Annotated in this window: 11 protein-coding genes; 3 read left to right on the forward strand and 8 right to left on the reverse strand. The window is 70.8% G+C overall.

What is annotated here, in order from left to right; genetic code table 11:
* Positions 1 to 140 precede the first annotated feature (140 nt).
* The 8 genes from MFF42_RS11345 to MFF42_RS11380 form a co-directional block, all read right to left on the reverse strand.
* On the reverse strand, positions 141 to 590 hold the full coding sequence (locus MFF42_RS11345) for a tellurite resistance TerB family protein (RefSeq protein WP_238255850.1): 450 nt from the start codon (positions 588 to 590) through the stop codon (positions 141 to 143).
* A 59-nt stretch (positions 591 to 649) separates the two neighbouring features.
* Positions 650 to 1,396, reverse strand: coding sequence for a nucleotidyltransferase family protein (locus tag MFF42_RS11350; RefSeq protein ID WP_238255851.1), 747 nt, complete (start codon positions 1,394 to 1,396; stop codon positions 650 to 652).
* A gap of 32 nt (positions 1,397 to 1,428) precedes the next feature.
* Positions 1,429 to 3,054 (reverse strand): tRNA (adenosine(37)-N6)-threonylcarbamoyltransferase complex ATPase subunit type 1 TsaE, encoded by a 1,626-nt coding sequence (gene tsaE / locus MFF42_RS11355; RefSeq protein ID WP_238255852.1) that lies wholly within the window; start codon positions 3,052 to 3,054, stop codon positions 1,429 to 1,431.
* Between the two features lie 156 nt (positions 3,055 to 3,210).
* Entirely contained in the window at positions 3,211 to 5,736 is a 2,526-nt protein-coding gene (locus MFF42_RS11360; RefSeq protein ID WP_238255853.1) for a sensor histidine kinase, read from the reverse strand.
* A gap of 497 nt (positions 5,737 to 6,233) precedes the next feature.
* Positions 6,234 to 7,640 (reverse strand): adenosylhomocysteinase, encoded by a 1,407-nt coding sequence (gene ahcY / locus MFF42_RS11365; RefSeq protein WP_238255854.1) that lies wholly within the window; start codon positions 7,638 to 7,640, stop codon positions 6,234 to 6,236.
* Positions 7,641 to 7,852: 212 nt separating this feature from the next.
* Positions 7,853 to 8,332 (reverse strand): hypothetical protein, encoded by a 480-nt coding sequence (locus MFF42_RS11370; RefSeq protein ID WP_238255855.1) that lies wholly within the window; start codon positions 8,330 to 8,332, stop codon positions 7,853 to 7,855.
* A gap of 61 nt (positions 8,333 to 8,393) precedes the next feature.
* A complete protein-coding gene (locus MFF42_RS11375) occupies positions 8,394 to 10,013 on the reverse strand; it encodes an AMP-binding protein (protein ID WP_373875177.1) in 1,620 nt (539 codons plus the stop codon).
* Between the two features lie 143 nt (positions 10,014 to 10,156).
* Entirely contained in the window at positions 10,157 to 10,768 is a 612-nt protein-coding gene (locus tag MFF42_RS11380) for a nitroreductase family protein (RefSeq protein WP_238255857.1), read from the reverse strand.
* 128 nt (positions 10,769 to 10,896) lie between these two features.
* Here MFF42_RS11380 and MFF42_RS11385 point away from each other — a divergent pair, with 128 nt between their 5' ends.
* The 3 genes from MFF42_RS11385 to MFF42_RS11395 all read left to right on the forward strand — a co-directional run.
* Positions 10,897 to 11,202 (forward strand): type II toxin-antitoxin system RelE/ParE family toxin, encoded by a 306-nt coding sequence (locus tag MFF42_RS11385; protein WP_238255858.1) that lies wholly within the window; start codon positions 10,897 to 10,899, stop codon positions 11,200 to 11,202.
* Positions 11,192 to 11,482: an addiction module antidote protein gene (locus MFF42_RS11390; RefSeq protein WP_238255859.1), complete on the forward strand. Its 291-nt coding sequence runs from the start codon at positions 11,192 to 11,194 to the stop codon at positions 11,480 to 11,482. Before MFF42_RS11385 ends, MFF42_RS11390 begins: the two co-directional genes overlap by 11 nt.
* Before the next feature lie 59 nt (positions 11,483 to 11,541).
* On the forward strand, positions 11,542 to 12,326 hold a 785-nt coding region (locus tag MFF42_RS11395), incomplete at its 3' end, for an enoyl-CoA hydratase (RefSeq protein WP_238255860.1).

Genomic DNA, 12,326 nt, shown 5'->3' on the forward strand with positions numbered 1-12,326 from the left:
CCCCTTGTGGGGAGGGGCTCGGGGTGGGGGTGGTGCAGAAGGCACCGCACCGCCTCATCCTGAACCACCCCCACCTCCTGCCTCCTCCCCACAAGGGGGAGGAGAGGGGCGATGCCCGAAGTGATCAACCGGAAGCCGGCTCACACCTCCGGAAACCGCCTCAGCAGCGCGTCCCCGTCGAGCCAGAGCGCGGCGCCGACCTCGGCCAGGGCGGCGTGCTCCTCGCGGCCGATGCCCTCGTGGTCGGCGACATCCGCCGCGACGAGGAAGACGTTGCGCCGCTGCTCCTCCGGGCGGTCGGCGATCGCGCCGATCCGCACGAGGTTCTCCGCGCGGCCGGCACGGGTGCGGGCCCGGCCGAGCGCCTCGTAGAGGGCGTGTTCCAGCATCAGGCTGTCGTAGCCCTTCTCGATGATCGGGTTCGCCCGGATCCCGGCGAGCGCCGTCTCGAACTCCTCGGTCAGCAGCTCGCCGTCGGCGACCGCGACGTTGGCGCAGGCCGAGACCGCCGCCTGCATCAGCGTCTCGTCGCCGGCATAGGCCTTGAGCGTGGTGCGGAACCGCTCGACCGCGTCGTGGAGAAAGCTCATGTCGTGAGTAAGCCTTGCCGCAGAGCCCGGTAGAAGAGTCCCGACAACGCGGGCGCCGCTCAAACGATCTGCGCGCTCTCCCGCACGCGCGCCTCGGCGGCCTGGATCGCGTCCGGCGTTCCGACATGCAGCCACTGCCCGTCGAGGCGCAGGCCCTGCAGCCGGTTGCGCTTGATCGCCCGGTCGAACAGCAGGGTCAGGGAGAAGGAGCCCTCCGGCGTGTCGGCGAACAGCTCCGGCTTCAGGATCGCCACGCCGGCATAGATGAAGGGCGCAACCTCGCGCTCGCCGCGCCAGCTCAGGCGGCCGTCCGGGTCCATGTCGAAGTCGCCCGCCCCCTCGTAGCCGAGGCTCGTCGCCGTGGGGGCGACGAGGAGCAGGATGTCCATCGTCTCGGGATCCCAGGCCTCGATCAGGCGGCCGAGATTGGGCCGCGGCCCCTCCAGCCAGAAGGAATCCGAGTTGAACACTACGAAGGGCTCGCCCTCGAACCGGTCGAGCGCCTTCTTCACCCCGCCGCCGGTCTCCAGCAGCGCCTCCCGCTCGTCGGAGACGACGATGGCCGGTGCGCCGCCGCGGTGGGAGAGATGGCCCTCCATCAGGTCGGCGAGCCAGTGGACGTTGACCACCGCCGTCTCGATGCCGCCCTGCGCCGCCCGGTCGAGGGCGTGGTCGATCAGCGCCTTGCCGGCCACCTCGACCAGGGGCTTCGGCACCGTCGCGGTGATCGGGCGCATGCGCTTGCCCAGGCCCGCCGCGAGCACGAAGGCGCGGGTGATTCTCTTGGGAGTCTGCTCGTCGCTCATGACGCGTTCACGGGCCGGTTCGGGAGGAGCGGTCAGGGGGTGGGGTCGGCGTCCGGCCGCGCTGCGACGAGGCTCGGCAGGTGGGTCTCGTGCCACGCGCGCAGGCCCGCCAGCGCCGGATGGGCGAGGTTGCGGGCGAGATAGCCCTCCACGCGCGGCAGGTGGGCGAGGTAGCCCGGCTTGCCGTCGCGCCTGTCGAGGCGGGCGAAGATGCCGAGGATCTTGGTGGCGCGCTGCGCCGCCAGCACCGCGTAGGCGCGGGCGAAGGCCTGCATGTCGAAGCCGATGTCCCGGCCGCGGCGCTCGCGGATGTAGAGCCCGAGCAGCCGCAGCTCGAAATCGGCGCTGGCATCGACCCGGGCGTCCTGCAGCAGCGAGGCGACGTCGTAGGCCGGGTGGCCCATCACCGCGTCCTGGAAGTCGATCACGCCGACCCGCTCGAGCCCGGTCCGCTCGGGAAGCCAGATCAGGTTGGGCGAGTGGTAGTCGCGCAGGGTCCAGGTGGCGGGCTCGGCGATCAGCTCCTTCAGCGCCTCGGCCCAGAGGTCGCGGAAGGCGCCGCGGGCCTCCGGCGACAGGGTCGCGCCGCGGATCGCCGGGGCGTACCATTCGGGCAGAAGGTCCGCCTCGAACAGCAGGGCTTCGAGGTCGTAGGGCGGGATGGCGTGGTCGATCCCCTCGCTCACCGGCACGGTCGTCGGCAGATCGGTGGCGTGGAGCTTCGCCAGCAGCCGGACGGCCTCGGCGTAGCGCTCCGGCCGCGGCGCCCCGTTCTCGGTCACCGGCTCGGCGCCGAGATCCTCCAGGATCAGGAGGCCGGCATCGAGGTTCTCGCCCAGGATCTTCGGCGCCGAGAAGCCGATCGCCCGCAGCGCCCGGTCCATGCCGACGAAGGCGTGGATGCTCTCGGCGAGCTTGACGACCGCGCTGTAGGGCTTCCCGTCCTTGACCGGCGGCCCGTCGGGCCGGGGCGGCGAGATCATCAGCACCGCGGTCTCGCCGTCCGGCTTCACCAGCCGCTCGTAGGCGCGCGAGGAGGCGTCGCCCTGCATCAGCACCCGCTCGGCCTCGTCCCAGCCGCTGCGGGCGAGCAGCGCCCGGACGGCGCGGGCCCGCTCCAGGCGCTCGCGCATGTCGCCGGTGCCGTCGATCCGCACGAGGCGCGCCTCCTCGCCGAATTCCGGCCGCAGGGACAGCTCGACGGTGAGCGTGGGGTTTTCGCGCGCACCCAGCCGCTCGGGCCACTCGACCAGGGTGATCGCGGTCTCGGAGAGTTCGTCGAAGCCGAGTTCCACCAGCTCGTCGGGTCCGCGCAGGCGGTAGAGGTCGGCGTGGATCACCGTGCGGCCGGAGCGGGTCTCGTAGGGCTGCATCAGCGTGAAGGTCGGGCTCGGCACTTCGAGGGCGGGGTCGCCGGCCAGCTCGCGGATCATCGCGCGGGCGAGCGTGGTCTTGCCGGCGCCGAGCCCGCCGGACAGGGCGACGAGGTCGCCGGGCATGAGGATGCCGGCGAGGAAGGCGGCCATGTCCTCGGTCGCGCCCTCCTCGGGCAGCAGCACCTCCCAGGCGGCGCGCCGCGGCGGCGATGCCGGCTGCGCCTCACCCTGCGACGGGCCGGGCCGCGGGCTTCCCGCCGTGCTGTCCGGAACCTCGCTCAACGCCCCAATCCTCTGCAAAACCGCGAACGGCCACCCCGGTCAGGGTTAAGCCTCAACCATCCTAGCGGGGGATGTTTAACCCTTTTTCCGCACCCGCGGTGAGCCCCCGCCCTTCGGCGCCCGCCGACCCGATCCCGATTCCGCGAGCGCCGGTCCCTACTCGGCGGCCTCGGCGAGGCCGCCATTGTCCGGCGGGGTCTCGACCGGGAACAGGCAGGTGACGCGGGTGCCCGCTCCGGGCGCCGAGTGGATCTCGACCCGGCCGCCATGCAGCTCGACGAAGGAGCGCACGATCGAGAGGCCGAGGCCGACGCCGCGGTGCTTGGTGCCCAGCGTGTTGCTCTCGAACCGGTCGAACACCCGGTCGATGACCTCGGGCGCGATGCCGCGGCCGCGATCGATCACCGTCAGCCGCAGCGCCGTCCCCTCGCGCCGCGCCTCGACGCGGACCTGCTGGCCGGGCTCGGAGAAGCCGACCGCGTTGGAGAGCAGGTTGAACAGGATCTGGCGCACGCGCTTGCCGTCGGCGAACACGCTGCCGATGTCCTCCGGCACGTCGAGGTCGAGGCCGATATCCGATTCCGCCAGCCGGTCCTCGATGCCGCGGGCGGCGGCTTCCACGGTGGAGCGCACGTCGATGGTCTCGCGCTGGAGTTCGAGCGAGCCGGCATCGATCGAGGCGAGGTCGAGGATGTCGTTGATGATGACGAGCAGCGCGGCGGACGAGCGCATGATGTGCTCGGAATATTCGCGCTGGCGCTCGTTCAGCGCGCCGACGGTCTCGTCGCCCAGCAGCTGGGTGAAGCCGATGATGTTGGTGAGCGGCGAGCGCAGCTCGTAGGAGACGTGGTGCACGAAGGTGTCGCGCAGCTGCGAGGCGCGCTCCAGGGCGTCGTTCTTCTCAGTCAGCGCCCGCTCGACGTTGGCGCTCGCGGTCACGTCGATGAAGGTCAGGAGCGTGGCGCCGAGCGGCAGCGGCTGCGAGGAGCAGTCGAGCACCGTGCCGTCGTTGATGTCGAGGCGGCAGGCATGGCCGCTGCGGGTCTCGGAGAGGCCGGTGATCGACTGGCGGATGCCGGCCCAGGGGCTCTGGTCGGGCGTCATCGTCCGGCAGGCGGCGATCACCGCGTCGACATGCGGCTTGCCCGCGAGCGTCGCCGGGTCGAGGCGCCAGGTGACGGCGAAGGCGCGGTTGGCCACCGTCAGGCGCCCGTCGGCGCCGAACACCGCCACCGGCTCCTTGAGCGCCTCCAGGGTCTCGGCCTGCTCCTTCATCAGCGCGTCGTAGCGCGAGGCGAGCTTCATGCTCTCCGAGACGTCGTGGTAGAGGTAGGTCAGGCCGCCCTGCGGGTTGGGGTCGGCGACGACGCGCAGCGTCCGCCCGTCGGGCAGGTACCACGGCGTGTCGGTGGGCTCGACTGCGCGGTAGGCGGCGAGGACGTCGGCCTTCCACGAGCGGAAATCGGCCTGCTCGGGCAACTTGCGGGCGGCGCGCAGGCGGTCGAGGATCTCGCCGTCGAGCGGGCGGCCTTCGAGGAAGGCCGGGTCGAGATCCCACAGGCGCTGGTAGGCGGCGTTGTGGAAGATCAGGCGCTGGCGCGCGTCGAACATCGCCACCGCGGTCGGCAGCTGGTCGAGGGTGCGCACGTTGGCATCCATCTGCCGCTGCAGGTCGGCGCGCACGCTCTCCAGTTCCGAGACGTCGACGGCGATGCCGACGCGGCCGGTCTCCAGGGTGCTCTCGCTGACGTCGAGGGTGCGGCGCGCGCCCGCCACCACCGCCGAGAGGCGCAAGGGCTGGGGGGCAAGGCCGTGCCGCCGCGGCTGGCGGGCGATCTGCTCGCGGGCGCCGCGGTCGAGCAACTCCAGGCCGTGGCTCAAGGCGGCCTCGCGGTTCGGGGCCTCGACGGCGGCGGCGTAGGCATTGTTGACGAAGGCGAGCGCCCCGTCCGGCGTCCGGTGCCAGACCGGCTGCGGCAGCGCGTCGAGCAGGCCGGCGAGTGCGGCGAACCCGCGCTTGGCCTCGTCCAGCCTGTGGCGCAGCTCGATCAGCTCGCGGCGCTCCTCGGTGGTCTCACGCAGGCGCAGCAGCGCCCGCCCGCCCACCGCCTGCCCCTGCGCCTCGATGAAGCGCCCGGCCAGGCTGCGCAGGTTCATCCGGAAACCGGTGCCGCGCTCGCGCAGCGTCGCGACCGCCGCCTCGAGGAGCTGCGCATCCTGGGGCGTGAGCCACGTGCCGAAGGTCAGCAGGTGCCGCGAACCGCGCGCGTCCGGCGACCAAGCCTCCTGATGCCGCAGATCCCGGAGATCCTGGGCGAAGCTTGCATCGCCGACGATGCTCGGCTCGCCGCGACCGGCCCAGGAGACGAGGACCTGGCGCTCGGAATGGAGCAGCATCTCGGCCCGGTCGTGCGCGCCGCGCAGCTGGGCCAGTTCGTCCTGGAAGACGCGTTCCTTGCGCATCCAGCCAACGCGCTCGCGCAGGTAGACCAGCGACAGGATGGTCGCGAACAGGATGAGGCCGAGAATGACGGCGAGGCCGGCGACGTTGTGCGTGTGCATCGCTCCCAGCATCGGCCTCGCTTCGATGGACGGACCCCCCTCGGCGAGTGCCACGACCGGTGCCGCGACGACGAGGACGCCGACGCGCGACAGAACGCGCGCCGCCCGTTCCAGACCCATGTCCCGCCCCCAACCCAACCCATGCCCGGCGCTCCGCGGAGCTCGCGCCCACGGCCTGGAAGCTCCCGGAAAGCGCCGGGCAAATGCCTGCCGCCGCGTTCGGCTTGCCGCCGCCGCGCGGGCACCTGCTTCCGAAGATTCGCGCCACTGTAACGCGGGGTCGATTCCGGCAGGAAGCGCCTTTATGGCCCCGAACGGTTTCGCCCTGCATTCCGGCGCCGCACAGCACCCAAAAGCCACACCACCGAAATGGCCTCTTGACGAATTCTTGAGAATGATCGGCGCGCGGGAGGGTGCCGAGATCTATGGCCGCGCTTCCGGGGCAACCGGGAAAACAGTTTCGCCGGACGCGCTCTCACCGCCGGGTGCCGGCAACGAGCGTGTCCGGAACGGAAAAAGCCCGGCCAGGGGCCGGGCATTTTCCACGAATCTTGTCTCGGAGCCGATGGGGCCAACGACCCGGCTTCCTGCGAGGAAGCCGGATGCGCGAGCGCCGATCAGTAGCGGTAGTGCTCCGGCTTGAACGGGCCGTTCTGCGGAACGCCGATGTAGGACGCCTGATCGGGGCGGAGCTTCGAGAGCTTCACGCCGATCTTCTCGAGGTGCAGGGCCGCGACCTTCTCGTCGAGGGTCTTGGGCAGCGTGTAGACCTGCCGCTCGTACTTGCCGGGGTTGGTCCACAGCTCGATCTGGGCGAGCGTCTGGTTGGTGAAGGAGGCCGACATCACGAAGGACGGGTGGCCCGTCGCGTTGCCGAGGTTCACCAGGCGGCCCTCCGAGAGGAGGATGATGCGGTGGCCGTCGGCGAACTCGATCTCGTCGACCTGCGGCTTGATGTTGGTCCACTTGAGGTTCTTGAGACCCGCGACCTGGATCTCGTTGTCGAAGTGGCCGATGTTGCACACGATGGCGCGGTCCTTCATCGCCCGCATGTGCTCGATGGTGATGATGTCCTTGTTGCCGGTGGCGGTCACGAAGATGTCGGCGCGCGGTGCGGCATCTTCCATCGTGACGACCTCGTAGCCCTCCATCGCCGCCTGCAGGGCGCAGATCGGATCGATCTCGGAGACGAGCACGCGGCAGCCGGCGTTGCGGAGCGAGGCGGCCGAGCCCTTGCCCACGTCGCCGAAGCCCGCGACCATGGCGACCTTGCCGGCCATCATCACGTCGGTGCCGCGGCGGATGCCGTCGACCAGCGACTCCTTGCAGCCGTAGAGGTTGTCGAACTTCGACTTGGTGACCGAGTCGTTCACGTTGATCGCCGGGAAGAGCAGCTTGCCCTCCTTGGCGAGGTTGTAGAGGCGGTGCACGCCGGTCGTCGTCTCCTCGGAGACGCCCTTGATCGAGTCGGCGAGACCCGCGAACCAGCCCTTCGGCTTCTCGGCGAGCTTCTTCTTGAGGAGCGCGAAGAAGATCTCCTCCTCCTCGGATTCCGGCTTGTCGAGGAAGGCGGTGTCGCCGTTCTCGGCGCGCAGGCCCAGGTGGACGAACATGGTGGCGTCGCCGCCGTCGTCGAGGATCATGTTCGGCAGGCCGCCGTCATGCCAGTCGAACAGGCGCGAGGTGTAGTCCCAGTACTCCTCCAGGGTCTCGCCCTTCACGGCGAAGACCGGGATGCCGGCGGCGGCGATGGCGGCGGCGGCGTGGTCCTGGGTCGAGTAGATGTTGCACGACACCCAGCGGATGTCGGCGCCGAGCGCCTTGAGGGTCTCGATCAGCACCGCGGTCTGGATCGTCATGTGCAGCGAGCCGGCGATCTTGGCGCCCTTGAGCGGCTGGCTCGCGCCGTATTCGGCGCGGGTCGCCATCAGGCCCGGCATCTCGGTCTCGGCGATCGAGATTTCCTTGCGGCCGTAATCGGCCAGCCCGATGTCGCGGACGATGTAATCGTTGGCAGCTGCCATCTCGGTATCCCTTTTCAGTCGCGGCCGGCGCGAAACGGCCAGTCGTTCCGGCACGTCGGCCCGGCGCATTGGCCCGATCCGTCGGCCGGTTCGCCCGGCCGGGTCGGCCATCCCTGTAGCAGGGCGCGGCTTACGGAGCAATCAAGACATAAAGATGTCTTTATGCGTTTAATTCCAGGCTGCCGGCGAGCGGTGCCGGTGGCGGCGCCCGGTCACAGGCCCTGGTAGGAGACGAAGCCCTTCACCCATTCGATTTGCCCGGTTGCCGTCCGCTTCCAGGCCACGACGGCGCGAACGGGGAAGGCCAACCCGCCGCCCGTCTGGACGAAGGCGGCGCGATGCACCGCAGGATCATCCCTGCAAGGCTCCTTCATTCGGAAGCCCTGGGCGAGCAGGGCCGCCTGGAGAGCATCGGCCTCGCTGCCCGCCGGAAAGGTGCTCGCGAGCCGGGCCGTCAGATCGGAAGAAACCGCTTCCCGCAGACCGGCGAAGACCGTCGCGGCCGCGGGGTCTCGACACCCTTCGCTGAACCAGCCGCCCGCGGCCTTGACGCCCTGCAGCAGCGGAGGCGTCGCCGGTGTCAGCGGAGGCGCGCGCATTCCCAGAAGTGCCACGGCCGGCAGCGCGATCATCGCCGCCAGGGTCAGAAGAATGGCGCTAATAAAGCAGAGGACGAAGGTTCGGCCCTTCATGCGTCGGCATCCCGCGACGATCGGCAGGTCCGTCGAAGATACGCCCCTCCCTGCGGTTGCGTCACCCCTCGTCCCGCAACTGTCGCCGGATGATCTTGCCGCTCGTCGTCATCGGCAGGGTTTCGCGAAAGGCCAGCGCGCGGGGCACCTCGTGGGCGGAGAGCCGCGCCCTGGCGAAGGCGAGGATCTCGGCGGCGAGCGCCTCGGAGGGCGCGAATCCGGCGCGCAGGGTGACGAACGCCTTCACGACCTCGGTGCGCAGGGCGTCGGGCACGCCGACCGCGGCGGCGAGCGCCACCGCCGGGTGGGCGCAGAGGCAGGCCTCGATCTCCGCCGGGCCGATCCGGTAGGCCGCCGAGGTGATGAGGTCGTCCTCGCGGCCGACGAAGCGGATGTAGCCGTCCGCGTCGCGCCGCGCCTGGTCGCCGGTCATCCACCAGCCGTCGCGAAACTTTTTCGCGGTCGCCTCCGGCTGGCGCCAGTAGCCGAGGAACAGCACCGGGTCGGGCGCCTGCACGGCGATCTCGCCGGTCTCGTCGGTGTCCGCCTCGGTTCCGTCTGCGCGCAGGACGGCGACGCGGTGACCGGGCACTGGCTTGCCCGTGGCGCCGGCCCGCGCGACGCCGACCCGCGCGCAGGAGGCGAGCACGAGGTTGCACTCGGTCTGGCCGTAGGCCTCGCCGATGGTGAGGCCGAGGGCATGCTTCGCCCATTCGAAGGTCTCGGCCCCGAGCGCCTCGCCGGCCGAGGCGATGTTGCGCAAGGCGGAGAGGTCGAAGTTTTTTCGCGGCTCGGCGACGCCGCGCAGCATCCGCAGCGCCGTCGGCGGCAGGAAGGCGTGGGTGACGCGAAGATCCGCCATCAGCCGGAACGCCGCCTCCGGCTCGAACCGGCCGGAGGGTCGGGCGACCACCGGCATGCCGAGGCGCAGGGACGGCATCAGCACGTTGAGCAGGCCTCCGGCCCAGGCCCAGTCGGAGGGCGTCCACATCAGCCCGGTGCCTTCGGGCGGAAACCCGTGCATCAGGGTCCAGCCGGGCAGGTGGCCGAGCAGGACCCGGTGGCCGTGCAGCGCCCCCTTGGCGAGGCCGGTGGTGCCGGAGGTGTAGATCATCAGCGCCGGATCGTCCGGCCCGGTCGCCCGCGTCTCGAACGCCTCCGAGGCGCCGTCCAGGACCGCGAAAAAATCCTCCGCGGTTTCCGTGGCGCCGTCGACCGAGAGGATCGTGGCGAGGTCCGGCAGGTCGGCGCGCAGCCGCCCCAGCTTGGCCAGCCCGGCCGCGTCGGTGACGATGGCCCGCGCGCCCGAATCGGCGAGGCGGTGGCGCAGGGCCTCCTCCCCGAACAGGCCGGCGAGCGGGAGCGCGATCGCCCCGAGCCGGTAGGCGGCGAAGTGGGTCACCACCGACGCCGCCGATTGCGACAGCAGCACCGCCACCCGGTCGCCCGGCGCGACCCCGCGCGCGACCAGAGCGGATGCGAGCCGCAGGGAATCCGCGCGCAGCCGGCCGTAGCTCACCGGCTCCGGGCGGTTCCGTGCATCGAGCACGAGAAGCGCGGTGCGGTCGGGCTCGGTCAGCGCCCAGCGGTCGCAGACGTCGGCCGCGATGTTGGTGCGCTCCGGGATCTCCCAGCGGAAATCCGCGACGAGTCTTTCGTAAGTGTCCGCCGGCTCCGGCACGGCCATGTCCTCGAACCTGCGGCGGCCCCCCGCGCCGGTCCTGTTTCGTCCTGCCGTCCGCCGCGTCGCAGCGGAGCCGGCCGTCTCTCATCCGCCCGCGCTCGGGCAGGCACAATCCGCGTCCTGCACGCCGTTCCAGCAGCTCAGTCTTCGCGCTGCGGAAAGCCGCCGCGGAAGGCGAAGTCGGTGATCGGGCGGCGGGCGTTCGGTTGCTCCTTGGCCCGTTGCTCCTCGGTCAGTTCGGCCCACGGCGCGGCGCGTCCGACCGCGTAGGCCGCCTCGACGCGGTGATGCTCAGGCACGTTCAGCGCCGTCACCGCCCGCTCCTTGTCGAAGCCGCCCATGCCGTGGACGTGCCAGCCCTGCCGGTTGGCCTGGAGCGCGAAGGCGAGCGAGGCGGCGCCGGCATCGAGGGAATGGCTGGCGGACGGCTTGAACTCGTCGCCGACCTTCATCCGCGTGTTCGAGACGAGGATGACCAGGGCGCCGGTGCCTTCGGCCCATTTCTGGTTGCCCGGCACCAGGAGGTTGAAAAAGCGGTCCCATTCCGGCGTGCCGCGCAGGGCGTACACGAATCGCCAGGGCTGCGAATTGTAGGAGGAGGGCGACCAGCGCGCCGCCTCGAACATCCGCAGCAGCTCCGCTTCGGGCACCGCCTCTCCGGTGAAGGCGCGCGGCGACCAGCGCTCGGTGAAGATCGGGTCGATCGCGTGGTCGGGCGTGCGGGTGCTGGGGCGGGTCGTCTCGTCGGTCACCGGGGGCGGTCTCCAGGCTTGGGCGGTCTCTCGTGCGGCGCACGGTATGGCAGTGCACAAGAGCGGGCTAGGGGGTGTCTCTCACATCCGTCGCTTGATCGAATGTAGCCTTAAAGCTACAAAGCGCGATGCCGACGATCCGCCAGACTCGACCCTATAGCGAATGGTTCGATCGTTTGAGGGATCGGCAGGCCAAAGCCCGGATCGACGTTCGGATACGCCGTCTCTCGCTCGGCAATCCCGGCGATGTCCGTCACTTGACCGGCGGTGTCGCCGAACTCCGGATCGATCACGGGCCGGGATATCGGATTTACTATACGCAGCGGGGCGAGGAGGTCGTCATCCTGCTGTGCGGCGGGGACAAGCGCACGCAGGCGCGCGACATCGCACTCGCCCTGAACATGGCCAAGGAGGCATGGGCCGATGGCACTTGAAACGAAGCCCTGGGACGTCGCCGAACACCTTCAGGACGAGGAGGCCATGGTCGCCTATATCGAGGCGGTGCTGGAGGACGGTGATCCGGCTCTCGTCGCCGCGGCCATCGGAGACATCGCCCGGGCGCGGGGCATGGCGCAGATCGCCCGCGAGACGGGGCGTTCACGCGAGAGCCTGTACCGGGCCCTGTCCGACCGCGGCAACCCCGAACTCGCAACGCTGATGGGCGTCCTCAAGGCGCTCGGGCTGCAACTCAGCGTGCGGCCGCGGTCGGCGTGAGCGGTCATCGCGCCGACGTCTCGCGTAACTTGACCGGCCTGCCTGGAGAGAATGGCACCATGACCGAGCCCGGCCGCAACGATGAAAGTCTCCTGCTACGCGAGGACCGCGACGGCGTCGCCACCCTGACGCTGAACCGGCCGGGTGCCCGCAACGCCCTCTCCCGCGCCCTGCTCGAAGCCCTGCGCGAGGCCTTCGCCGCCCTGTCCGAGGACGAAAACGTGCGCGCCGTGGTGCTGGCGGCGGCCGGTCCCGCCTTCTGCGCCGGCCACGACCTCAAGGAGATGACCGGCTACCGCGCCGAGAGCGACCGCGGCGCGGAGGCGTTCGAAGACCTGTTCGCGCTGTGCTCGGGCGTGATGATGGCGATTCCCGCCCTGCCCCAGCCGGTGATCGCGGCGGTGGAGGGCGTCGCGACGGCCGCCGGCTGCCAGCTCGTCGCCTCCTGCGATCTCGCGGTGGCGGGCGCCGCGGCGCGCTTCGCCACGCCGGGCGTGCAGATCGGCTTGTTCTGCTCGACGCCGATGGTGGCGCTGTCGCGCAACCTCTCGCGCAAGGCGGCGATGCGGATGCTGCTCACCGCCGACATGGCGGATGCCGAGGAGGCGCGGCGCCTCGGCCTCGTCAACGACGTGGTGGAGGCGGGCGGTGCGCTCGCCGCCGCGCAGGCGCTCGCCGGGGGAATCGCCGCGCGCAGTCCCTATACCGTGCGAGTCGGCAAGCGGGCCTTCTACGAGCAGCTGGAGATGCCGCTGGCCGAGGCCTACGCCCATGCCGGCCGGGTGATGACGGAGAACATGCTGGCGCGGGCGGCGGAAGAGGGGATCGGCGCGTTCCTCGGCCG

It is taken from the genome of Methylorubrum podarium (assembly GCF_022179745.1).
Taxonomy (GTDB): Bacteria; Pseudomonadota; Alphaproteobacteria; order Rhizobiales; family Beijerinckiaceae; genus Methylobacterium; species Methylobacterium podarium.